This window comes from Allobosea sp. (assembly GCF_017308015.1).
Taxonomy (GTDB): Bacteria; Pseudomonadota; Alphaproteobacteria; order Rhizobiales; family Beijerinckiaceae; genus Allobosea.
This window is the reverse complement of the sequence record NZ_JAFKFW010000008.1, coordinates 1-23163: the sequence shown is the minus strand read 5'-3', so window position 1 is coordinate 23163 and position 23163 is coordinate 1. Positions and strand designations below refer to the sequence as shown.

At 65.7% G+C, this 23163-nt stretch carries 24 protein-coding genes; 13 read left to right on the top strand and 11 right to left on the bottom strand.

Features of this window, described 5'->3' with window-relative positions:
* The first annotated feature begins 5 nt into the window (after positions 1-5).
* Genes fdhF through J0I42_RS08795 form a run of 3 tightly spaced genes read left to right on the top strand, consistent with a single transcriptional unit; the run spans position 6 to position 3971 of the window.
* A complete protein-coding gene (gene fdhF, locus J0I42_RS08805; protein ID WP_291654454.1) occupies positions 6-2888 on the top strand; it encodes a formate dehydrogenase subunit alpha in 2883 nt (960 codons plus the stop codon).
* Positions 2875-3717, top strand: a complete 843-nt coding sequence (fdhD, locus tag J0I42_RS08800) for a formate dehydrogenase accessory sulfurtransferase FdhD (RefSeq protein ID WP_291654453.1) — start codon at positions 2875-2877, stop codon at positions 3715-3717. The genes fdhF and fdhD overlap by 14 nt, the downstream gene beginning before the upstream one ends.
* The gene (locus J0I42_RS08795; RefSeq protein WP_291654452.1) at positions 3714-3971 is read left to right on the top strand and encodes a formate dehydrogenase subunit delta; all 258 of its coding nucleotides are present in this window, start codon (positions 3714-3716) and stop codon (positions 3969-3971) included. Before fdhD ends, J0I42_RS08795 begins: the two co-directional genes overlap by 4 nt.
* Positions 3972-4021: 50 nt before the next feature.
* Here the strand turns inward: J0I42_RS08795 and J0I42_RS08790 are convergent, their stop codons facing one another.
* The gene (locus J0I42_RS08790) at positions 4022-4318 is read right to left on the bottom strand and encodes an antibiotic biosynthesis monooxygenase (RefSeq protein ID WP_291654451.1); all 297 of its coding nucleotides are present in this window, start codon (positions 4316-4318) and stop codon (positions 4022-4024) included.
* Positions 4319-4474: 156 nt separating this feature from the next.
* Between J0I42_RS08790 and J0I42_RS08785 the strand changes: the two genes are divergently transcribed.
* Entirely contained in the window at positions 4475-4906 is a 432-nt protein-coding gene (locus tag J0I42_RS08785) for an OsmC family protein (RefSeq protein WP_291654450.1), read from the top strand.
* A 3-nt stretch (positions 4907-4909) separates the two neighbouring features.
* On the opposite strand, the gene J0I42_RS08780 is transcribed toward J0I42_RS08785, so the two are convergent.
* The 7 genes from J0I42_RS08780 to J0I42_RS08750 all read right to left on the bottom strand — a co-directional run bounded on the left by J0I42_RS08780 (position 4910) and on the right by J0I42_RS08750 (position 13241).
* The gene (locus J0I42_RS08780) at positions 4910-5914 is read right to left on the bottom strand and encodes an ABC transporter ATP-binding protein (protein ID WP_291654449.1); all 1005 of its coding nucleotides are present in this window, start codon (positions 5912-5914) and stop codon (positions 4910-4912) included.
* Positions 5907-6896: an ABC transporter ATP-binding protein gene (locus J0I42_RS08775; RefSeq protein WP_291654448.1), complete on the bottom strand. Its 990-nt coding sequence runs from the start codon at positions 6894-6896 to the stop codon at positions 5907-5909. The genes J0I42_RS08780 and J0I42_RS08775 overlap by 8 nt, the downstream gene beginning before the upstream one ends.
* Entirely contained in the window at positions 6893-8356 is a 1464-nt protein-coding gene (locus J0I42_RS08770; RefSeq protein WP_291654586.1) for an amidohydrolase family protein, read from the bottom strand. The genes J0I42_RS08775 and J0I42_RS08770 overlap by 4 nt, the downstream gene beginning before the upstream one ends.
* Positions 8357-8394: 38 nt before the next feature.
* Complete coding sequence (locus J0I42_RS08765; protein WP_291654447.1) at positions 8395-9591, bottom strand: amidohydrolase family protein; 1197 nt, start codon at positions 9589-9591, stop codon at positions 8395-8397.
* A gap of 32 nt (positions 9592-9623) precedes the next feature.
* A complete protein-coding gene (locus J0I42_RS08760; RefSeq protein ID WP_291654446.1) occupies positions 9624-10559 on the bottom strand; it encodes an ABC transporter permease in 936 nt (311 codons plus the stop codon).
* Entirely contained in the window at positions 10549-11541 is a 993-nt protein-coding gene (locus J0I42_RS08755; RefSeq protein ID WP_291654445.1) for an ABC transporter permease, read from the bottom strand. The genes J0I42_RS08760 and J0I42_RS08755 overlap by 11 nt, the downstream gene beginning before the upstream one ends.
* A 131-nt stretch (positions 11542-11672) precedes the next feature.
* Entirely contained in the window at positions 11673-13241 is a 1569-nt protein-coding gene (locus J0I42_RS08750; RefSeq protein WP_291654444.1) for an ABC transporter substrate-binding protein, read from the bottom strand.
* A 245-nt stretch (positions 13242-13486) separates the two neighbouring features.
* Between J0I42_RS08750 and J0I42_RS08745 the strand changes: the two genes are divergently transcribed.
* The 5 genes from J0I42_RS08745 (at position 13487) to J0I42_RS08725 (ending at position 17752) form a co-directional block, all read left to right on the top strand.
* Positions 13487-14194: a GntR family transcriptional regulator gene (locus tag J0I42_RS08745; protein WP_291654585.1), complete on the top strand. Its 708-nt coding sequence runs from the start codon at positions 13487-13489 to the stop codon at positions 14192-14194.
* A gap of 297 nt (positions 14195-14491) precedes the next feature.
* On the top strand, positions 14492-15307 hold the full coding sequence (locus J0I42_RS08740; RefSeq protein WP_291654443.1) for an alpha/beta fold hydrolase: 816 nt from the start codon (positions 14492-14494) through the stop codon (positions 15305-15307).
* A gap of 107 nt (positions 15308-15414) precedes the next feature.
* The gene (locus J0I42_RS08735; protein ID WP_291654442.1) at positions 15415-15801 is read left to right on the top strand and encodes a c-type cytochrome; all 387 of its coding nucleotides are present in this window, start codon (positions 15415-15417) and stop codon (positions 15799-15801) included.
* An 82-nt stretch (positions 15802-15883) separates the two neighbouring features.
* The gene (gene nhaA, locus J0I42_RS08730) at positions 15884-17080 is read left to right on the top strand and encodes a Na+/H+ antiporter NhaA (protein ID WP_291654441.1); all 1197 of its coding nucleotides are present in this window, start codon (positions 15884-15886) and stop codon (positions 17078-17080) included.
* A 222-nt stretch (positions 17081-17302) separates the two neighbouring features.
* Positions 17303-17752: an NUDIX hydrolase gene (locus tag J0I42_RS08725; protein WP_291654440.1), complete on the top strand. Its 450-nt coding sequence runs from the start codon at positions 17303-17305 to the stop codon at positions 17750-17752.
* A gap of 111 nt (positions 17753-17863) precedes the next feature.
* Here J0I42_RS08725 and J0I42_RS08720 read toward each other — a convergent pair whose 3' ends face one another.
* Positions 17864-18196 carry a hypothetical protein gene (locus J0I42_RS08720; protein WP_291654439.1) on the bottom strand — a complete coding sequence of 111 codons (333 nt, stop codon included), beginning with the start codon at positions 18194-18196 and terminating at the stop codon, positions 17864-17866.
* 544 nt (positions 18197-18740) lie between these two features.
* Between J0I42_RS08720 and J0I42_RS08715 the strand changes: the two genes are divergently transcribed.
* The gene (locus J0I42_RS08715) at positions 18741-19238 is read left to right on the top strand and encodes a GNAT family N-acetyltransferase (RefSeq protein WP_291654438.1); all 498 of its coding nucleotides are present in this window, start codon (positions 18741-18743) and stop codon (positions 19236-19238) included.
* Positions 19239-19344: 106 nt separating this feature from the next.
* Complete coding sequence (locus J0I42_RS08710) at positions 19345-19683, top strand: endonuclease domain-containing protein (RefSeq protein ID WP_291654437.1); 339 nt, start codon at positions 19345-19347, stop codon at positions 19681-19683.
* Between the two features lie 366 nt (positions 19684-20049).
* Here the strand turns inward: J0I42_RS08710 and J0I42_RS08705 are convergent, their stop codons facing one another.
* Positions 20050-20190 carry a DUF2267 domain-containing protein gene (locus tag J0I42_RS08705; protein WP_291654436.1) on the bottom strand — a complete coding sequence of 47 codons (141 nt, stop codon included), beginning with the start codon at positions 20188-20190 and terminating at the stop codon, positions 20050-20052.
* Between the two features lie 15 nt (positions 20191-20205).
* Here J0I42_RS08705 and J0I42_RS08700 point away from each other — a divergent pair, with 15 nt between their 5' ends.
* Together J0I42_RS08700 and J0I42_RS08695 are read left to right on the top strand one after the other, a co-directional pair.
* On the top strand, positions 20206-21090 hold the full coding sequence (locus tag J0I42_RS08700; protein WP_291654435.1) for a hypothetical protein: 885 nt from the start codon (positions 20206-20208) through the stop codon (positions 21088-21090).
* On the top strand, positions 21071-21625 hold the full coding sequence (locus tag J0I42_RS08695; RefSeq protein ID WP_291654434.1) for a TIGR02391 family protein: 555 nt from the start codon (positions 21071-21073) through the stop codon (positions 21623-21625). The genes J0I42_RS08700 and J0I42_RS08695 overlap by 20 nt, the downstream gene beginning before the upstream one ends.
* 38 nt (positions 21626-21663) lie before the next feature.
* Here the strand turns inward: J0I42_RS08695 and J0I42_RS08690 are convergent.
* The coding region (locus tag J0I42_RS08690; RefSeq protein ID WP_291654433.1) for a helicase-related protein at positions 21664-23163 on the bottom strand (1500 nt) is incomplete at its 5' end.

Genomic DNA, 23163 nt, shown 5'->3' with positions numbered 1-23163 from the left:
CTGGGATGGCACTGATCAAGGAAATCGACTACGGCACGCCGATCCGTCTCTCCGAGAAGTCGGTGACGCTGACCATCGACGGCCGGAGCGTCACGGTGCCGGCCGGCACCTCGGTGATGGCGGCGGCGATGAGCATGGGAACGGCCATTCCGAAGCTCTGCGCCACCGACTCGCTCGAACCCTTCGGCTCCTGCCGGCTCTGCCTTGTCGAGATCGAGGGGCGGCGTGGCACGCCGGCTTCCTGCACCACGCCGGCCGAAGAGGGCATGGTCGTGCGCACCCAGTCGGAGAACCTCTCGTCCTTACGCAAGGGCGTGATGGAACTCTATATCTCCGACCACCCGCTGGACTGCCTGACCTGTTCGGCCAATGGCGACTGCGAATTGCAGGACATGGCCGGCGCCGTGGGCCTGCGCGAGGTGCGCTACGGCTACGACGGCGAAAACCACGTCTTCGCCAAGGGAAAGGGCGGCACGGTCAACGAGAACTGGCTCGCGCAGGATACCTCCAACCCCTACTTCACCTACGACCCCTCGAAATGCATCGTCTGCAATCGCTGCGTGCGGGCCTGCGAGGAGGTGCAGGGCACCTTCGCGCTGACGATCACCGGCCGCGGCTTCGAGTCCCGCGTCGCGGCGGGCCCGACCGATTTCCTCGGCTCGGAATGCGTCTCCTGCGGCGCCTGCGTGCAGGCCTGCCCGACGGCGACGCTGATGGAGAACGAGGTCATCGAGCATGGCCAGCCCGAGCATTCGGTGGTCACGACCTGCGCCTATTGCGGCGTCGGCTGCTCGTTCAAGGCCGAGATGCAGGGCGACCGCGTCATCCGCATGGTGCCCTACAAGGACGGCAAGGCGAACGAGGGCCATTCCTGCGTGAAGGGCCGCTTCGCCTGGGGCTATGCGACCCACAAGGACCGCATGACCAAGCCGATGATCCGCGCGAAGATCACGGACCCGTGGCGCGAGGTGTCATGGGAAGAGGCGATCACTTACGCGGCCAGCGAGTTCAAGCGCATCCAGGCCAAGTACGGCCGTGAAGCGGTCGGCGCCATCACCTCGTCGCGCTGCACCAACGAGGAGGTTTTCCTCGTCCAGAAGCTGGTGCGCGCCGCCTTCCGCAACAACAATGTCGATACCTGCGCCCGCGTCTGCCATTCGCCGACCGGCTATGGTCTCAGAACGACGCTCGGCACATCGGCCGGCACGCAGGACTTCAAATCGGTCGCCAAATCCGACGTGATCCTGATCATCGGCGCCAACCCGACCGACGGGCACCCGGTCTTCGCCTCGCGGATGAAGAAGCGCATCCGCGAGGGCGCCCGCCTGATCGTCGCCGATCCCCGCCGGATCGACATGGTGCAGTCGCCGCATGTGAAGGCGGATTATCATCTGCCGCTCAGGCCCGGCACCAATGTCGCGCTGCTCAATGCGCTCAGCCATGTCGTCGTTACCGAAGGGCTGATCGACGAGGCCTATGTGCGTGAGCGCTGCGATCTCGGCGATTTCGAACACTGGGCCCGCTTCGTCGCCCGCGAGGAGAATTCGCCTGAGGCGAGCGAGCCATATACCGGCGTGCCGGCGGCCGATGTCCGGGCCGCGGCGCGGCTCTATGCCACCGGTGGCAACGGCGCGATCTATTACGGCCTCGGCGTCACCGAGCACAGCCAGGGCTCGACCACGGTGATGGCGATGGCCAATCTCGCCATGGCCACCGGCAATATCGGGCGCGACGGCGTCGGCATCAATCCGCTGCGCGGGCAGAACAATGTCCAGGGCTCCTGCGACATGGGCTCCTTCCCGCACGAGTTCTCGGGCTATCGCCACGTGGCCGACGACGCGACGCGGCAGGTCTTCGAAACGCTGTGGGGCGTGCCGCTCGACCCGGAGCAAGGCCTGCGCATCAACAACATGCTGGACGAGGCGACCGAGGGCGCCTTCAGGGGCCTCTACATCCAGGGCGAGGACATCGCCCAGTCCGACCCCAACACCCAGCATGTCACGGCCGGCCTCGCCGCGATGGAATGCGTCGTCATCCAGGACATCTTCCTGAACGAGACGGCGAAATACGCTCATGTCTTCCTGCCGGGCGCCTCCTTCCTGGAGAAGGACGGCACCTTCACCAACGCCGAGCGACGCATCAACCGCGTGCGGAAGGTGATGGCGCCGCTTTCCGGCAAGGACGAATGGCAGGTCACGATCGAACTGGCGCGGGCACTGGGTTACGAGATGGCGTATGGCCACCCCAGCGAGATCATGGAAGAGATCGCCCGGCTGACGCCGACCTTCGCGGGTGTGTCCTATGAGAAGCTCGACGCGCTCGGCTCGGTGCAGTGGCCCTGCAACGACAAGGCGCCGGAAGGCACGCCGCTGATGCATGTCGACCGCTTCGTGCGCGGCAAGGGCCGGTTCATGCTCACCGAATATGTGCCGACCGACGAGCGAACCGGGCCGCGCTTTCCGCTGCTGCTCACCACGGGCCGCATCCTCTCGCAATACAATGTCGGCGCGCAGACGCGGCGCACCGAGAACGGTGCCTGGCATGACGAGGACGTGCTGGAGATCCACCCCTTCGACGCCGAAAGCCGCGGCATCCGCGACGGCGACCTCGTCGCGCTCGCCAGCCGCTCAGGCGATATCGCGCTGAAGGCGGTGATTTCGGAGCGGATGCAGCCGGGCGTGGTCTATACGACCTTCCACCATGCCAAGACCGGCGCCAACGTCATCACCACCGACTATTCGGACTGGGCGACGAACTGCCCGGAATACAAGGTGACCGCCGTCGAGGTTCGCCGCACCAATGCTTATTCCGCCTGGCAGGAGAAGAATTTCGAGGAGGACGTGACCTTGCGCCGGATTGCGGAGCGCCTGCCCGATGCCGCGGAATAACCCGCCTGCCCAGCCGCCGGCCTCGGCCGCCGTCGCCGCCGAGCCGCTGCGTTTCGGCGCGGTGCCGGAGGGCGCGCGCGAGATCGAGGTCGCGGTCGAGACGCCGATCAACATCGTCTACGGCAACATGCCCTATGCGGTGATGATGGCGAGCCCGTCGGATCTGGAGGATTTCGTCACCGGCTTCAGCCTGACCGAAGGCATCGTGCGCGGCGCGGACGAGATCCGTAACGTCACAGTCGAGCCGAAGGACGAGGGCGTCATCGTCACGGTCGAGCTCGCACCGGGCCGTTTCCGCGAGCATCTGGCGCGGCGGCGAAATCTCTCGGGGCGGACCTCCTGCGGACTTTGCGGCGTCGAGACCATCGAGGAAATTCCGATGGCCGATGCGGCGATGCGGGCCTCGCGCGCCGTGCCGGCCTCGGCGGTGGAGACCGCACTTGCGGCGCTCGACAAGCACCAGCCGCTCAACCGGCTCACCCGCGCCGTCCATGGCGCCGCCTGGTGCGATGCCTCGGGCGCGATCCTGGCGGCGCGCGAGGATGTCGGCCGCCATAACGCGCTCGACAAGCTGATCGGCGCGCGGCTCCGCGCCGGGGCCGATGCGAGCGACGGCTTCCTGCTCGTCACCAGCCGCGCCTCCTTCGAGATGGTCGAGAAGGCGGCGATCTTCGGCGCCGGCACGCTGGTCGCGATCTCGGCGCCGACCTCGCTCGCGATCGAACGGGCACGGCATCTCGGCCTCACGCTCGCCGCCGTCGCGCGGCGCGACGGCTGCATCGTCTTCACCGGGGCGCTCGCGCCCGAAGCCGAGACCATCGCGCAATGACGGAGGCCGGCCTGACCATCGATCACCACGCGGAAAACGTCGAGAAGCTCCGGCGCATGGCCGGGCAGATCGCGGATTTCTTCAAGGCCTATCCGGAGGCGGAGGCGGCGGCTTCTGTCGCCGACCATATCAACCAGTTCTGGACGGGGCGCATGCGCGAGGATTTCCTCGCAGCCTTCGCCGATCGCCCCGAGAACCTCCCGCCCCTGCTGCGGCACGCGCTGCCGCGGATCAGGCCGCGGCGTGGAGGCTAGCGCTGTCGAGCGGCAGGAGCCGCGCTCTGCATGCGCCAGCCGCTCGCGCCCTACTTCAGCGACAAGGCGACCGATCCGGCAATCGGATCGGTGACGCCAAGCCCGCCGCCGAGATCATCGAGCGTGTGACGGAAGCCGTTGAGCGTGGCGATCATCTGCGGCCGGGCCGCGGCCATCGCGTCCATGCTGTCCCATTCGGCGATGATGCAATAGCGCCCCTCGCCGGCCGCGATGATGTTGGCGTGCCGCAGGCCCGGCCAGTCTACGGGGACATTGCGATGGGCCTCGAGGAATGCGGTTTCCAGCCCCGGCTTTACCTTGAAACGAACGGCATTGAATGCGGTCATGGCAACCTCCCGCGCCTAGACCATGACCTTACGGCAACCGCTGTCCGTCTGCCCGTCACGATCACGTGCCGGTGAACCCAACCGGCACAGCCCCGTTGTCAGAGAGGAGCTTTCCAGCCCCAGAGCACCGACCCCAACCAGAACGGGAGACAGACGATGGCGATCAACAAGAGCGGCTCGGCCCATTGGGAAGGCGGCATCAAGGACGGCAAGGGCACGATCTCGACCGAGACCAAGGCGCTCGACGCCTATCCTTACGGCTTTTCCAGCCGCTTCGAAGGCAAGCCCGGCAGCAATCCCGAGGAGCTGATCGGCGCGGCGCATGCCGCCTGCTTCACCATGGCGCTCTCGCTGATCCTGGGCGAGGCTGATCTCAAGGCCGATACACTCGACACGACGGCGCGCGTGACGCTCGACAAGCTCGATGATGGCTACGCGATCACCGCGATCCATCTGACGCTGAAGGGCAAGGTGCCCGGCGCCGACCAGGCGACCTTCGAGTCTCTGGCCGGCAAGGCCAAGGCCGGATGCCCGGTCTCGAAGCTGTTCAAGGCGCCGATCACGCTGGAAGCGACGCTGGTCCGCTGACGCTCAGGCGAAGTGGCAGGACACTTCGACGCCACCCAGTTGCCGCAGCTCCGGCCGCTCGACGCGGCAGCGGTCAGCCGCTTGCGAGCAGCGCGGGTTGAAGGTGCAGCCGGCCGGCGGGCTGATCGGGCTCGGCACCTCGCCGGACATCGGCCGACGCTCCCGGTTCGGACGCTCGACATCGGGGATCGTGTCGAGCAGCAGGCGGGTATAGGGGTGCTGCGGCCGGGTGAAGACCTGCTCGGCGGGACCCGCCTCGACGAAACGCCCGAGATACATGATCGCGAGATCGTCCGACATGTGCCGAACCACCGAGAGGTTATGGCTGATGAAAAGATAGGTCAGCCCGAATTCCTTCTGCAGCCGGACCATCAGGTTGAGGATCTGCGCCTGCACGGAGACGTCGAGCGCCGAGGTCGGCTCGTCGCAGACGAGAAAATCGGCCTCTGTCGCGAGCGCACGCGCGATCGAGATGCGCTGGCGCTGGCCGCCGGAGAAGGCATGCGGATAGCGGCTCGAATCGGTGCGTGAGAGACCGACCACCTCCAGCAGATCGCCGACGCGCTGCTGGACTGCAGCCTCGTCGGACCTGAGCTTCAGCTCGCGGATCGGCTCGGCGATGATGTCGCCGACGCGCCAGCGCGGATTGAGCGAGGCATAAGGGTCCTGGAAGATCATCTGCACGCGCGGCGGGCCGCTCGTGCCGCCGGCGCGGCGGATGTCGCGGAAGCTCAGTTGGCCCTCGGTCGGCCGCTGCAGGCCGACGACCATGCGCGCCAGCGTGGACTTCCCGCAGCCGGACTCGCCGACGATGCTGAAGGTGGTGCCGCGCCTGACCGTGAAGGAGACGTTCTCGACCGCGCGCAGAATACGGCGCGGCTCATGTGAGAACAGGCGCGTGAGCGTGGGCGCCGAGACATCGAAGCGACAGCAGGCCGCCGCGACATCGAGGATGATGTCGCCGCCTGCGGCTCGGGCGGGAGCGAGCGTCGGTGCCTGGTCACGCATAGGCCGCTTCCTTCAGAGGGAAATGGCAGGCAGCAGCATGCCCCAAGATGGGCAGGCCGGGTTTGTGCTCGCGGCAGAAGTCCTCCGCCCGATCGCAGCGCGGATTGAAGGCGCAGCCCGGCGGAATGGCATTGAGACGCGGCATGGCGCCGTCGATCTGGTTGAGATGTTCGTGGCGGACATGGACGCTCGGGATCGAGGCCATGAGGCCGGCCGTGTAGGGATGGCTCGGCCGGCGCGTCACCTCCTCGACCGGGCCGATCTCGACGATGCGACCGGCATACATCACCGCGACCCTATCGGCCGTCTCGGCGATGACGCCCATGTCGTGGGTGACCAGCATGATCGCGGTGCCGTGCTCGCGGCAAAGCCGCTTCAGGAGCGTGGTGATCTGCGCCTGGATCGAGACGTCGAGCGCCGTCGTCGGCTCGTCGGCGATGATCAGCGAAGGCTCGGCGCAGAGCGCGAGCGCGATGACGACACGCTGGCGCATGCCGCCGGAGAACTGGTGCGGGAAATGGTCGATCCGCGTCTCGGCGGCGGGGATGCCGACCTCCTTGAGCAGATCGAGCGCGCGTTTGCGGGCTTCCGCCCGGCTGACCGGCAGATGGGTCAGGATGGTCTCGACGAGCTGGTCGCCGACCTTGAGCAATGGGTGCAGCGAGGTCAGCGGGTCCTGGAAGATCGCGCCGATGCGCCGGCCGCGCAGCTTGCGCATCTGCTCGGCCGGCAGGTTGTCGATGCGCTGGCCGGAGAGATGGATCTCGCCGCCGGCGATGCGCCCCGGCGGATCGAGCAGGCCGATCACCGCCGTGCCGGTGAGGGACTTGCCCGCCCCGGACTCGCCGACCATGCCGAGAATCTCGCCGGGCGCGATGTCGAAGGAGACGCCGTCCAGCGCGGTCAACGGGCCGTGGCGGCCATCGAAGACGATGCGCAGGTCGCGGACGGACAGGAGAGGCTGGGCGGCGGGTGCGGTCATGCAGAGGCCTCGCTGCGTTCGATCGCGTAGCTCGACGAGAAGATTTCGCTCATCGGCGGGTGACCCAAGGTGCGCTCGGGATAGCGCGCCATCACGCCCTCGAACTGCTTCTGGGCGCGGATGTTGTCGGCGACCTCGTCCTGGCCGGGGATCGCCCGGTTCTCCATGACGAAGCGGCCGTCGATCACCACGGTCGCGAAATCACGGCCATGGCCGGTCAGCATCATCGTCTGGATGGGGTCGATGACCTGCCCGCTATGCGGCCGGTCGAATTCGAAGACCGTGATGTCTGCGCGGGAGCCCGGCTGGAGACGGCCGAGATCGGGGCGCTGCAGCGCATCCGCACCGCCAATGGTGGCGGCGTCGTAATAATCTTCGGAGCGCACCGCGCCGACATTGCCGGCCATGGTGCGGGAGAGGATCATGCCGGTCTGCATGTTCATCACCATGTCGGGCGGCGCGGTATCGGTACCCATGGCGATGTTCAGGCCCATGGCGCGATAGCTGCCGAAATGGTTGATGCTGTTGCCGTGCCGGCCCGAGACCAGCGGGCAATGCACGATGCTCGCGCCGGAATCGCGGATGATCTCGAGGTCGCGGCCGGGGCGGTCGATCAGGCGGCTGCCGGAGACGACGGTGCCATGCGGCAGCAGGCAGCGCTCGTTGAGGAAGCCGAGGCTTTCCAGCCATTCCGGCGGGCTCATGCCGTGCTGGGCGAGGACGAGGTCGTATTCGATCTTCGACTGGCAGCAATGCAGCCGGACGGGGATGTCGAGCTCGCGCGAGGCGGCCGCCGTGCGGCGCAGGAGCTCGGCCGTCGAGGTCTCGATACGGTCGGGCGCGAACATCGCGCGGATCAGGCCGCCGGCCTGCCCCTCGTGGCGCCGGGCGAAGTCGATGGCAGCATCGAGCTCGGCGAGGCCGCGCTCCTCCTCGTAATAGGTGACAACGCGCCCGTCGCTTTCGACGACCTGGTTGCCGGTGCGGTAGGCCGGGCCGAGATAGGCGCGCATGCCGAGATCGGCGGCGGCCGCCGCGGCGTCCTCGAATTCCTGCACCGTCTCGCCCCAGGCGCGGTAGAACAACGAGGCGATCGGCAGCGCGGTCGTGATGCCGTTGCGGATGAGCTGCGAGAAGGCATAGCGCTTCTGGAAGGCCAGTTCCTCGCGCGTGTACATCTCGTAGGGACCGGCCTCGAGATAGCTGCGCGGCCAGACGCGGCCCTTCTTCCAGGCCGGCTGGTTGTCATAGCCGAGGATGGTGGTGTCGAGATCCGAGAGCGCATCGCAATCGACGAAGCCCGGCCCGATCAGGGCATGGCCGTAGTCGATCCGGCGGGCGACTTCGCCCGGAAAACCGTGGCCGACGAAGACAACCTCGCCGTTCTCGAACACGACCTCGCCGTTCTCATAGAGGCGATGGCGGCCGTCCTTGTGGCCGACCACCCAGCGCGCGGTCATCAGGACGCGGCCTTCGGGCCGCTTCTTGGCTTCCAGGCTCACGGGGCAGTCCTCACGGAAACGCCGTCACGGGCGACGATCTTGCCGCGCTTGATCACGCGGCGCTTGGGCGAGCGGGTCACGACGATATCCGTCAGGCTCTGGCCGGGCATGATCACGAGATCGGCGATCTTGCCCTCGGCGAGGCCGTAATCGGCGATCTCCATCACCTCAGCGCCGCCGGTCGTGCAGACATGCAAGCCGAGCTCGACCTCGTCGTCGCGGCGGAAATTATTGCGCAGGCCGATGAACATGGCGCGCTCGACCATGTCGGCATTGCCATAGGGACCCCAGGTGTCGCGGATGCCGTCCGAGCCCGAGCAGACGCGGATACCGGCATCGAGCAGCTTCTTGACGGCCGGCGCGGTGTTGCGGGCGGGCGCCGTCGTCATGATCGCGATATCGAGGGCGGCGAGTTGCGGAATCACAGGGTCTACCAGTTCCGGCGCGGTGCCCAGGCAGAAGGCATGACTGATGGTGACCTTGCCCTTCATGCCGAGCGCGCGGGTGCGCTCGATGATCAGGTCGAGCGAGAACAGTCCCATCTCGCCGGGCTCGTGCAGGTGGATGTCGAGCGGCCGGCCATAGGTCTGGCAGAGCCCGAAGATCGCATCGAGATGGCCCTTGGGATCACGGTCGATGGCGCAGGGGTCGAGGCCGCCGACGATCTCGCAGCCGGCCTTCATTGCCTCATGCATCAGTTCCAGCGTGCCCGGCCGGCGCAGCAGGCCCGATTGCGGGAAGGCGACGAGCTCGATGTCCATGATGTCCGCGTACTCCTCGCGGGTCTTCATGACGCCCTCCACGCCCCAGAGGCCGTGATCGGTATCGACATCGACATGGCTGCGGGTATGGGTCGAGCCCATCATCGAGGACTGGACGGTCTGGCGCGCAGACTGGCGGGCAGGATCGAGATCGAGGCGCTTCTTGCTCAGGCGCTCGTTGTCGATCTTGTCGAGCAGCTTCGGACCGACCTTGTTGACGTACCAGGGTTGCCCCCAGAGGCTCTTGTCGAGATGCGCATGGGCCTCGACCAGGCCGGGGATCGCGATCTCGCCGCGGCCGTCCTCGACCGTCACGCCGGCGGGAGCGGCGATGTCCTTCGCCATCCGGGCGATGCGGCCATTCTCGATGAGGATATCGAGAGCCGGCCCCGCATGCGGCCTGACATTGCGGATCAGGAGAGAGGTGGTCATCGCAGGCATATCCTCGTGGTTTCTGGTGATGGTCAGCGCAGCTTCGGGTTCAGCGCATCGCGCAGCCAGTCGCCGAGCAGGTTGACCGAAAGCACGATCAGGCCGAGCTGCAGCGAGGGGAAGACGACGAGCCACCAGGAGCCGGAGAACAGGTACTGGTTGCCGATGCGGATCAATGTGCCGAGCGAGGGCTGGGTGATCGGCATGCCGACGCCGAGGAAGGAGAGCGTCGCCTCCGAGAGGATGGCGAGGCCGAGATTGAGCGTGGCCGAAACCAGCACCGGCGTCATCGTGTTGGGCAGGATATGGCGCCCCATGATCCGCGTCGCCGGCACCTTGATGATGCGGGCGGCGAGCACGTATTCCTTGCGGCGCTCGACCATGGTCAGCGCGCGCACGGTGCGGGCATATTGCACCCAGCTCGTCAGCGCGATCGAGAGCACCAGCACCACGGCGGAGAAGGGCTCGCGCAGGGCCGGCGGCAGCATCTCGCGGAAGATCGCGGAGACCAGGATCGCCATCAGCAAGGTCGGAATCGAGAGTACGGTATCGCCGAGTCGCATCAGCAGGTTGTCGACGCGCCCGCCATAGAAGCCGGCGGTGAGCCCGATCGAAACGCCGATCAGCATCGAGACCATCACCGCCGCGAAGCCGATGATCAGCGAGATGCGCGAGCCGTAGAGGATGGCCGAGAGCACGTCGCGCCCTTGAGGATCGGTGCCGAGCAGGAAGGGCCATTCACCGCCGGATTGCCAGATCGGCGGGATCTCGGCCTTGTCGATGAAGATCTGCGTGAGATCGTAGGGGTTCTGCGGCGCGACCAGCGGGGCGAAGAGCGCGCTCAGGACGAGCAGCGCCAGCACCAGCGCCGAAAGCCAGGCGACCGGTGTGTGGCAGAAGCTCCAGCCGATATCGCTGTCGAGGAAGCGGCGCAGGCGGCCGGGTTTCTTCACGGCGTCAGCGGGCATTTGCGCCTCCCGTGAGCGCGTCCTCGCGCAGGCGCGGGTCGACCCAGGCATAGGTCAGGTCGACGAGCGTGTTGAGCGTGACGAAGATGAAGGAAACGACGATCAGATAGGCCGCCATTACCGGGATATCGACGAAGGTCACGGCCTGGACGAAGAGCATGCCCATGCCCGGCCACTGGAACACCGTCTCCGTGACCAGCGCGAAGGCGATGAGATTACCGATCTGCAGGCCGGTGACGGTGATGACCGGCATCAGGCAGTTGCGCAAAGCATGGCCGAAATGGACGGCTCGGGACGGCAGGCCACGGGCCCGGGCGAAGCGGATGAAGTCTGTCCGCATCGTCTCCAGCATCTCGGCGCGGACGAGACGCATCACCAGCGTGATCTGGAAGAGCGAGAGCGTGATGCCGGGCAGGATCAGCGCCTTGCGGCCCGACGCGGTGAGCAGGCCCGTGCTCCACCAGCCGATCTGCACGACCTCGCCGCGCCCGAAGGCCGGCAGCCATTGCAGTGTCACCGAGAAGATCAGGATGAAGAGAATGCCCAGCGCGAAGCTCGGCAGCGAGACCCCGAGCACCGAGACGAATTGCAGCATCTTGGCGGGAAAGCTGTCGCGTCGGATCGCGGTGTAGACGCCGAGCGGAATCCCCACGGCGAGCGACAGGAAGGTCGCGACCAGCACCAGCTCGAAGGTCGCCGGGAAGCGCTCCGAGATCAGCGTGAAGACGTCCTGCTGGTTGCGGTAGGAGATCCCGAAATCGCCGCGCGCGGCATTGCCGACGAAGGTCGCGTATTGCAGGACGAAACCCTTGTCGAGGCCGAGGCGGACGCGCAGTTCGTCGCGCTGCTGCTGACTCGCCTGCTCGTTCAGCATCAGCTCCACGGGGTCGCCGACGAAGCGGAAGGTCAGGAAGGCGAGAAAGGCCACCGCCAGCATCACGCCGGCGGCGTTGAATAGTCGCTTGAGGAGAAAGGCCGGCATGGGAACTCCTGCGTTCCGGCGTCATTCCCGGGCCTCGTCACGCGGAGACCCGGGAACTTCAGGAGAAGAGGCGCTGGTTTCCGAGATGGCCGGGGGTCAAGCCCGGCCATGACGGCAGAACCGCTTCAGCCTCACTTCATCACGGTCAGCCAGAGCCGCGGCTTGTTGTCCGAGGCCTGCACCGTCGAGACGACGGTCGAGCGCATCGCCCAGGCCATCGGCTGCTGGTGCAGCGGGATGAAGAGCTGCTCCTGCTTGGCGATCTTGAGCGCCTCTTTCATCATCTCGATGCGCTTGGGCGTATCGAGCTCGACGCCGGCCTTGTCGATCAGCGCGTCGATCCGCGGATCGCCCCAGTTGCCCCAGTTGAAGACGCCGCTCGTGCCGTTCTTGGAGTGCAGCACCTGTACCAGCAGCGAGTAGGCATCGATCATCGGCTCATTGGCCCAGCCGAATGAGATGACGTCGAAGTCACCCTTGACGCGCTTCGGGGTCTGCTGGCTGCGCGGGGCCATGCTGAGATTGGGCTTCAATCCGGCGCGCGACCACATCGCTGCGATCGCCTGACAGAACTCCTCCTCGTTGACGAGCGAGTCGCTCTGGCAATTGATCTGGAATGAGAAGCCGTTCGGATAGCCGGCATCGGCCAGGAGCTTCTTGGCACCGGGCAAGTCGAAGGGCAGACGCTCGTCCTGGGACGGCTCGTAGCCGGGAATCGCCGGGGCGACGAGCGCGCCGGTATTGCGCGACAGCCCGCGCATCGCACGCTTGTGCACCGCGTCGATGTCGATGGCGCGATAGAGCGCCTCACGGACACGGATGTCCTTGAAGGGGTTCTTGTCCTTGACGTCGCTCTCGACCAGCTTGTCGCCGAGATTGAGGGCGAAGAAGACCGAGCGCAGCTCGTTGGTCTGCAGCACCTTGACGTCCGGCGAGGCAGCGAGACGCGGCAGATCCTGCAGCGGAGCGACATTGGTGTAGTCGATCTCGCCGGAGAGCAGCGCCGCGACGCGGGTCGAGGCCGAGGTGATCGGCGAGAACTCGATCACGTCGATATTGTGCATGGGCTTGTCCCACCAGGCCGCGTTCTTGACGAAGACCGTCCTGGAATCGGCGCGGCGGCTCTCGACCTTGAACGGGCCGGTGCCGTTGGCGTTGTCGGTGGCATAGCCCTTCACGCCCTTGCCGGAATCGGTCGGAAGCAGCGAATTGTTCGCCTCCATCCACTCCTTGTCGAAGATGAAGATGTTGGTGAGGTCGTTCAGCAGCAGCGGGTAAGGGCCGTTGACCTCGAGCTCGATCGTGTAGTCGTCGATCTTCTTCGAGCTCTTGTAGGCCGGCAGATTGCCCTTGAGCGGCGAGGTCTCATGGGTGACGCGAGCCAGCGAGGCGATCACGTCATCGGCGGTGAAGGGATTGCCGTTGTGGAACTTCACCCCCTGGCGCAGCTTGAAGCGCCAGACAGTCGGCGACACCGTCTCCCAGGATTCGGCCAGAGCCGGTTCGATCTTGAGATCGCCGGTATAGCGGACGAGACCCTCATAGACATGGTTCAGCACGGCGAGCGTGAAGGTCTCGCCATAGGAATAAGGGTCGAGCGAGGCGATCTCGCGCGCCGCACCCCATTTCAGCGTCTTGGCTTCCGCCGCGCCGGTGAGCGCAAAGGCAGCGACGGCCGCCAGCAACCAGGCCTTCTTCATCGACTTCTCCCCTTTTTCATCGGCGCGCCCGTGTGCCGCACCGAACCTCGATCGCTTTCTGCCGTCCCGTTATGCACGCGGCGCTTTGCGCGCCATTCTCGTGTGCGATTATTCGACATACTTGCATACGATATTGGAACGGTATTGTATGCGATTATTGAAGACAAGTGGAAACTGGCGCGGAGCCCGCCATCGTGACATTGACGCCCCCGGACAAGACCGTTCCAGCACGAGGGACAACCACGATGGGCGAGAAGCGAACCCCGGTTCTGCGCGCCGAATCCGTCTACCGGGCTCTGCGGCGGGCGATCATCGAGCAGGCGCTGAAGCCCGGCATGAAGCTGCCCGAGGATTCCATCGGCGAGCAGCTCGGCGTCAGCCGCACTCTGGTTCGCGAAGCTTTCGGCCGCCTCGCCGTCGAGGGCCTCGTCGAGCTCAAGCCCAATCGCGGCGCTTCGGTGGCCTATCCAACGCTGGAGGAGGCCCGCGACGTCTTCGAAGTCCGACGCGGTCTCGAACGGCTGGTGGCCGAGAGCCTTGCCGGCCGCATAACGCCGGCCCAGGTCGCCGAACTGGAAGCCCATGTCCACCAGGAGGAGAAGGCGCACGAGCAGGACGGGCCGGAATCGATCCGTCTCTCCGGCGAGTTCCACATCAAGCTCGCGAACATGACCGGCAATGCGCTCCTCTTGCGCTATGTGCAGGAAGCCTCGTCGCGCTGCTCGCTGATCCTGGCCATCTACGGACGCCCGCACTCGAGCGAATGCGCCGTCTCCGAGCACAGGCAGCTGATCGATGCGCTGCGAGCCGGCGATGCCGCCCGGGCCGCCGACCTGATGGACCACCACCTGCGGGCCGTGGTCACCCGCGCGCTGCTGACGCCCCGCGTCGAGCGCGACATCCGCGACGTGCTCGCGCCCTATGCCCTCAGCGAAGGCCTGACCCCGTCCTGAACCCGTGACCGGGCACGGCACATGCCGGCAGCCCGCCGCACCGCGCACAAAGGCATGCGCCAAACGCAGGCCAATTAGTCTTTGGTCTATTTGATCTGCGTCAAGAACATTGCGCCCCCTGCACTCAAGCCATGGCGGGGGCGGTTACGATACGCCATCCTGCCACGAAGCGATCTCATCGGCCAGTCAAGACCGAGCGATCGGGCGGGCGACCCACTATTGCAGGGAGGATGGGGCCATGGACGGAATCATGCGCGGGCGGCACGGCATCCGACATCCCCATCCGCGAGGTGACGCATGACGGCCACCACGGACATCGTCGATTTCAGGATCGAGACGCCAGATGGAGCGACGCTGCACGCCTTCAGGGAAGGCCACGGCCAACCGCTGCTGCTCGTCAGCGGCCTCAGCGGCAGCGCCGCCTTCTGGAGCGACATCGCCGCGACGCTCTCGCGCTCCTTCCAGGTCATCCGCTTCGACCAGCGCGGCATCGGCGCGAGCACGCGGGGCGAGGCAGCATGCTCGATCGACCAGCTCGCGCAGGACAGCCTCGCCGTCCTTGACGCGGCCGGAATCTCGCGGGCCGTTGTGCTCGGTCACTCCACCGGCGGCTGCATCGCGCAGGCGATCGCCAAGCAGGCGCCCGGCCGGCTCGACGGCCTGATCCTGAGCGCGAGCTGGCTCAAGGCCGGCCGCTACCTTAACGCCGTCTTCGGCACCCGGCGCGCCATCCTCGGCTGCGACCCCCATGCCTATGCCGCGACCTCCGTGCTGAGCGGTTACCAGCCGCGCTGGATCGAGGCGAACTGGCATGTCTACGACGCCGCCATCGAGGCCGCGCCCGTCAGCGAACATGCCCGGACGGTGGCGCGCGAACGCCTCGACGCATTGCTCTCCTTCGACGGCACGGCCGATATCGACTCGCTGATGATGCCGGTCCTCGTCCTCGGCACGCGCGACGACATGGTCGTGCCCGTCTACCATCAGGAAGAGCTCGCCGCCGCCCTGCCCGGCTGCCGCCGGGCGATCATGGAAACCGGCGGGCATCTCTTCCCGGTCTCGCGGCCCGATGCCTTCACCGCGACCGTGGCGGAGTGGATCGGCGAACTCTGAGCCGAAGCCGGCGCGACGGACAGCGCGACGCGCGGCAAAATGGCTCATGACAAAGCCCGCCGGCTCGGCGCTAAGCTGAGAATGCCTCCAAGTCGAAAGACGTGATCATGCGAGCCATCCTCTCCAGCCTCGTCCTGCTTCTCCCGGTCCTCGCCCAGCCCGCCACGGCACAGGACATCTCGGCCGGCGAGCGCTCCTTCGCCAAATGCCGGGCCTGTCATCAGGTCGGCGAGGGCGCGCGCAATCTCGTCGGCCCGGAACTCAATGGCCTGATCGGCCGGCATTCCGGCGCGGTCGAAGGCTACAGCTACTCGAACGCCAACAAGAATTCCGGCCTGACCTGGGACGAGGCCACCTTCGCCGAGTACATCAAGGACCCGAGAGCCAAGATACCCGGCACCAAGATGATTTTCGCAGGTATCAAGAGCGAGAAGGAAATCAAGGACCTGACCGCTTTCCTCAAGCAGTTCGACAAGGACGGCAAGAAGTCCTGAGGCCGCCTGCGGCATCGGCAAACTTGGTCATCGGCGGCGGCCTGTCGTATCTCTCCGCGTCTGACTGACGAAGGAGAGCTTGATGGCCGCACCCGCAACCCGGACGAAACCCCTTTCCGCCTTGCGGGACTTCCTGCGCGGCGAAGCAGCGGGCGGCATCGTCCTGATGGCGGTCGCGGCGCTTGCCCTCGTCGTCGCCAACTCGCCGGCGGCACCGCTCTATTTCGGCGTCCTGAAGAGCTATGTGCTCGGGCTGTCGGTCCTGCACTGGATCAACGACGCGCTGATGGCGGTGTTCTTCCTGCTGGTCGGACTCGAGATCAAGCGCGAGATGCTCGACGGACAGCTTTCGAGCTGGGCGCGCCGGGCGTTGCCCGGTTTCGCCGCGCTCGGCGGCATGGTCGCCCCGGCGCTGGTCTATGTCGGCTTCAATCTCGGCTCGCCCGAGACGTTGCGCGGCTGGGCCATCCCCGCCGCGACCGACATCGCCTTCGCGCTCGGCGTGCTCTCGCTGCTGGGTTCGCGCGTGCCGGCCTCGCTCAAGATCTTCCTGACGGCCCTGGCGATCCTCGACGATCTCGGCGCGGTCATCATCATCGCGATCTTCTACACGGCCGAACTGTCAGGCCTGCATCTCGGGCTTGCCGCAGCGGCGCTCGTCGCGCTCGTCGCGCTGAACCGTCTCGGCGTGGTCAGGCTGGCGCCCTATCTCCTGCTCGGTGCGGCGCTCTGGTACTTCACCCTGAAATCCGGCGTGCATGCGACGCTTGCCGGCGTCGCGCTGGCGCTGACGATTCCGCTCACACCCTCCCCGGCCAAGCCCGACAGCACCGTCTCGCCGCTGCACCGGCTGGAGCATGCGCTGCATCCGTATGTCGCCTTCCTGATCATCCCGATCTTCGGCTTCGCCAATGCCGGCGTCTCCTTCGCCGGGCTGGGACTGTCGACGCTCGGCCAGACCGTGCCGCTCGGCATCATGCTCGGGCTGTTCCTGGGCAAGCAGATCGGCGTCTTCGGCTTCGGCTGGCTGGCGATCCGCGCCGGCCTCGCCGACCTGCCGGCCCGCGCCTCCTGGGCGCAATTCTACGGCATCGCGCTGCTCTGCGGCATCGGCTTCACCATGAGCCTGTTCATCGGGCTGCTCGCCTTCCCCGCTTCGGAAGCGCTGCAGGACCAGACCAAGATCGGCGTGCTCGCCGGCTCGCTGCTCTCCGGCCTCTGCGGCTGGCTGCTGCTGCGGCTGGCAAAGCCGGAAGACATGCGCATTGCGAAGGGCTGATGCGATTCGGCGGAACGCCTCTTCCATTTTTCCGGATCGATGCAATATTTATTCGTTCCGGCGAACATCTGTGATTCGGGACCGGGCAAATGTGCAGCCGCTGGATCGTCAGAGCGTCCGAACGAACGCGAAGCGGCGATCCGGCTCGTAGATCCGGCATCGGGCTCCCCGGGAAGGTGCGTTCCACTTTCCGGCCCGATGCGGAGGGGGCATCCAGCGTCGATGAAGAAGGCCAAGCGGAAACCGGGGGAGAAGCGGTCGCAGATCGCCGCCATGCCGATCCGCCTGGCTGCCGACGGCTCGATCGAAATCCTGCTCGTGACCTCGCGCACCACGCGCCGCTGGATCGTGCCCAAGGGCTGGCCGATCAAGGGCCTCAAGGACCGCGACGCCGCCGCGCGCGAGGCCTATGAGGAGGCCGGCGTCGTCGGCCGCGTCAGCGAGAAGCCGGCCGGGCGCTACACCTACTGGAAGCGGATGAACGACCATTTCGTGCTCTGCGAGGTGAAGCTCTACCTGCTCGAGGTCGAGCAGCAGCTCGATAGCTGGGCCGAGCAGCACCAGCGCGACCTGCACTGGTTCACCCTGGCCGATGCCGCCGACATCGTCGACGAGCCCGAGCTCAGCACGGCGATCCGCAAGCTCGACATGGAACTCGCCGTCGCGGCCTGATTTCTAGAGCAATTCCGCAATTCTCCGAATCGCCGAATTGCTCCAGGCTCTTGATTTAACGCATTTTCTTCACGCGAACCGGTGTCCACTTCGCTCGAAAATGCTCTAGCCTCAGAGATCGTCGAAGGGCGTGCGGCCGTCGACCGCCATCATGCGCTCGCAGGCGATCCGATCGGCCTCGGCCGGGCTCGCGCCGCCGGTCCGGGCGATGACCACGAGCCGGACATATTGCTTGAGATCTTCGGGCATCGTCACGAAGAAGGCGCTCAGGCAGAGCGACGGCCGCTCATTACCGCAGCTCATCTGCCGCTGGCAGCCCTTGCGCGGGCAGAACGACCAGATCTCCAGCCGGTCCACCAGGCTGCGATACTGCCGCGCCCGCCGGGCCTCGTAATCCGCCTGCCACTGCGCCTGCTCGGGCGTCTGCCAGTCCAACCTCGCCATGATCCGCTCCTGCATCGCGCCTGCGCGAAAGCGCATAGGTCCTCGGTCGCCCGGCTCGCGCGCGGGCGCTGGTCGATAGCGAGGGGCAGCGGAGCGCCGCGAGGCGCGGGGTATCGGCCGCTTCCGTTGAGCCAGGATGCGGCGCGGATGGATTGAGCCACCATCCGCACGCCCCGTGGCACTCCGCTTGCCGGCGTTCTTGAAAACTGCGGGCCGCGCTTCCGTTGGGCGGAACGACGATCGCGGACGGACAGGATGCGCCAGCTTCCCTCAACGGGTCGTCGCGCGCCGCCGCCTCACAACCGCCGCGCCGCCTCTCCTAGCGAGGCTCCTCGCGCAGGGACCGTATTATCTCCCCAGGGCGGTTCCCGCAGCCTCCCGAGTCCGGGGTGCAAACCCGGCCGCAGGGCGCCGCCCTCACCCCGCCATGCAGCTTGCCTCCGGATGGCCGCCCCTCGGGGATGAGGTGGGCCGAGGATAGGCATGCGTCGCGCGGGCGGGGATAAGTTTTCATCGGCGATACCGGCATGGCATAAGCCCCCGCATGGAAATCCGCTCCGAACAGCCCGCAGATGCCGACGCCATCCGCACCCTGACCACGGAGGCCTTCGCGACGGCGCCGCATAGCAGCGGCACCGAAGCGGCGATCGTCGATGCCCTACGCAAGGCCGGGGTGCTGACGCTCTCGCTCGTCGCCGTCGAAGACGAGAAGATCGTCGGCCATGTCGCCTTCTCGCCGGTGATGATCGACGGGGCGGAGCGCGCCTGGTTCGGGCTCGGGCCGGTCTCTGTGCAGCCGGGGCGGCAGCGCGGCGGCATCGGCTCGGAGCTGATCCGCGAGGGCCTGCGGTGCCTGCGCGACATGGGCGCCGCTGGCTGCGTCCTGCTCGGCGACCCCGCCTATTACGGCCGCTTCGGCTTCGCCAACGATCCGACGCTGGTGCTGGAGGGCGTGCCGCCGGAATACTTCATGCGCCTCGCTTTCGGCGCAGCGGTGCCGTCCGGCGCGGTACGCTATCACGCGGCATTCGACGGGGAGTGATCCTGGGAAGCTGCGGAACCGCGGGAACCCCTCTCCCGAATGGGAGAGGGGCAGGGGTGAGGGTGTGCGGTTGATTGCGGATGCGATCGGCAGCAGCATCGCAAGCGTGGCAACTGAGCAACGACAATTTGCGAGAAAACTGCGACGGCACGCGACGGAAGCCGAGGACATCCTGTGGTCCCTCATCCGCGACCGCTGCCTCGACGGCCTCAAGTTCCGCCGACAGGTGCCGCTTCTCGGCTACACCGTCGATTTCCTCTGCATCGAGCGAAGGCTGATCATCGAACTCGATGGGCGCCAGCATGGCTGGGAGGCGGATTATGATGCGGAACGCACAGCCGAGATCGAGCGGCATGGTTTCACGGTGATCCGCTTCCGGAATGCCGAGGTCGTTGGGGATCGGGATGCGGTCATCGCGGCGATCCGAAACGCGCTGGCGACTTGATTCCGGGAACCGCGACGCCCCTTCCTTCTCCCGAATGGGAGAAGGTGGCGCGAAGCGCCGGATGAGGGTGTGCCCCTGCCGCAGAAGGTGCGACGGCACCGTTGCGGCTTGACGATCAGCGGCGGTCCCTCACCCCTACCCCTCTCGCATCCAGGAGAGGGGTTCCCCGCGCTTTGCCTTTTCAGGTAGCGCCCGAACCGCGACACCCTTTCCTTCTCCCGGATGGGAGAAGGTGGCGCGAAGCGCCGGATGAGGGTGTGCCCTTGCCGCAGAAGGCGCGACGGAGCCGTTCTGGCTCAAAGATCAGCGGCGGTCCCTCACCCCTGCCCCTCTCCCATCCGGGAGAGGGGTTCCCCGCGCGTGTGTTTACCGCCGGAAGGTGACGAGCACGGCCAGCACCGACTGCCAGGTCTGGTGCGTGGTGGCATGGCCGAGTTCATCGCGCGCATCGAGCAGGAAGCGTTCGAGATCGCGCGAGGCATGGACGAAGGTTGAGGGGACGGTCATGGCGGGAGGATAGCGATGATGCAGCCGCCACCAAACATGAGCGTGAACCCGGCTCGTTTGGCGCACCCGAATTTTGTGGCCAATCCCACTGAATCCGCACCCCCCATTCAAAATCTTTTGTTATCAGATCTTTATGTCTCATTGACTTTCTGGTTTCGTGTGAAAATATCCACACTAGACCAAGGAGAGTCGGGGATGGCAGAGAAGAACCGTTACCCCCAGATCCCAAGCACCGTTTGGTGGGGGTTGCGTGCAATCCTCCAAAAAACTCCAAATGCGACGATCGATGAGCGTCTTCTAGGCGTGCAACTTGGCGTCCAGGAGGCAGCCGCCCGGCAGTATGTGACTGAGATAAAATCTGTGGGCCTTCTCACAGATGAGAACAAGGCCACGCCGCTTGCTCAAAAATGGCGGCTCGACGATAGCTACTCCGATGCTGTCCAAGAGATTGTCGAAGCGGTTTATCCAGAAGGGCTGATTGCGATCGCCCCTCCGGGGGAAGCAGAGCGCGCGAAAGTCGTTAGCTGGTTCCTTCGAGAAGGCCTTGGGCAGGGAGCGGCGGGAAATAAGGCCGCCACCTATCTATTGCTGAGTAGCCCCACGCCAAACGAAGCCCCCACGCGAAACGCCGCACGCACAACGGGGGAAGAAGGAACCAAGCGCAATAGCGCCCCTCAAAAATCCTCTCAGGCCAAGCCGACACGAGCCCCCCAATCCGCCCAAACGGAAGTCAAGAGCAACGGCGGCGAGAATCTGCACTCCGCCCGCCCGCCTACATCTGGAATGATGCCATTGAACATTAACGTTCAGATCCACATCAGCGCAGATGCTGAGGCCGATCAGATCGAGACGATATTCAAGGCAATGAGACGTTACCTCTATGACGGCTCGAATAATTGACAATCTGAGGAAGTTTCAGGAATTTTTGCTTGAAACAGGCTTGGCTCGCTCGGTGTTGGCTTTGCCCGCACCAAGGATGCTTGCCCTACCATCGCCCACAACCGAAGCGGCAGAGCCCGCAAATGTATTTACGCGACTTGTTACAGAGTCAGAGATAGTTGATGTGTCGAGGGACCTGTTTTCTTCAGGACATTATTCCATAGCGGTTCAAGAAGCGTTCAAAGCGGTTGATCGTTACATTGCCACCAAAGCGGATTCACACTCTCTCAGTGGAACGCAGATGATGGAACTTGTGTTCAGCCCGAACGCCCCAATCTTGTATTGGTCAGATAGAAAAACACAGTCAGAGATTGACGAACAAAAAGGCTATCATCGGCTATACGCAGGCGCCATGCTCGGCATCCGAAATCCAGTAACACATGAGTTTAATTGGGTCGACGACCCTGATTCGGCGCTCGAACTAATAGTATTTGCTCAACATCTAATTCGAAAAGCGAAAGTCGCGAAGGTCGGCACAGGAAAGAAAGGCAACTAAATCTCACCGAAGGGAGCAAGCTCATATATAATAGCTCTCTACCTCCGCCGCCGTCGCTCCCCAGCCCCCTTCGGCCGCGATTCCGGCACCGGGCCCATCTCGTCGAGGGTCGGCTTGCGCACCCGTGAGGTGCCCGTCAGCAGCGGGTTCGGCTTCTCGCCGGCTTTCGGCTTGCCCTCGCCGCCGCCCCAGTTATGCGGGCCCATGTCCTCGTCCGTGGGTTTGCGGACGCGGGTCGGCGGCAGGTTGGCGCTGGAGCCGTAAGAGCGCTCGCCCTTGTACTTGCCGGCGGAGGCCTCGACATCGCCCTGCCGGGCGAGCGGATCGTCCGCGATCGCCAGCTCCGTCGCCTGCAGACGCTTGATCTCGTCGCGCAGGCGGGCCGCCGTCTCGAATTCGAGATCGGCCGCGGCCTCGCGCATGCGCTTCTCGAGATCGGCGATCGCGGCCTTGAGGTTGTGGCCCGAGGCCGGCGCCACCAGCCCCTTGTCGACCGTGACATGGTCGCGCTCATAGACCGAGCCGAGGATGTCGCCGATATTCTTCTTCACCGTCTGCGGCGTGATGCCGTGTTCCGCGTTATAGGCCTCCTGCTTCTCGCGGCGGCGCGTAGTCTCCGCCATCGCCCGCTCCATCGAGCCGGTGACGTGGTCGGCATAGAGGATGACCTTGCCGTCGACATTGCGCGCGGCGCGGCCGATGGTCTGGATCAGCGAGGTCTCGGAGCGCAGGAAGCCCTCCTTGTCGGCGTCGAGAATAGCGACGAAGCCGCATTCGGGGATGTCGAGGCCCTCGCGCAGCAGGTTGATGCCGACCAGCACGTCGAAGGCGCCGAGCCTGAGGTCGCGGAGAATCTCGATGCGCTCGATCGTGTCGATGTCCGAGTGCATGTACCTGACGCGAATCCCGTTCTCGTGCAGGTATTCGGTCAGGTCCTCGGCCATGCGCTTGGTCAGCACGGTGACGAGGGTGCGGTAGCCGCGCTCGGTGACCTCCTTGACCTCGTCCAGAAGGTCCGCGACCTGATGTTTGGCGGGGCGGATCTCGACCGGCGGGTCGATCAGGCCGGTCGGGCGGATGACCTGCTCGGTGAAGACGCCGCCGGTCTGCTCCATCTCCCAGCCGCCGGGCGTGGCCGAGACATGCACCGACTGGGGCCGCATCGCGTCCCATTCCTCGAAGCGCAATGGCCGGTTGTCCATGCAGGAAGGCAGACGGAAGCCGTATTCGGCCAGCGTCGCCTTGCGGCGGAAGTCGCCCCGGTACATGCCGCCGATCTGCGGCACGGTAACGTGGCTCTCGTCGGTGAAGACCAGCGCGTTGTCGGGCAGGTATTCGAACAGCGTCGGCGGCGGCTCGCCCGGCTTGCGGCCGGTGAGATAGCGCGAATAGTTCTCGATGCCGTTGCAGGAGCCGGTGGCCTCGATCATCTCGATGTCGAAGGTGCAGCGCTGGTCGAGCCTTTGCGCCTCCAGGAAGCGGCCCATGCGGTTGAGCTCGTCGAGGCGGGCCTTGAGCTCTTCCTTGATCGACTTCAC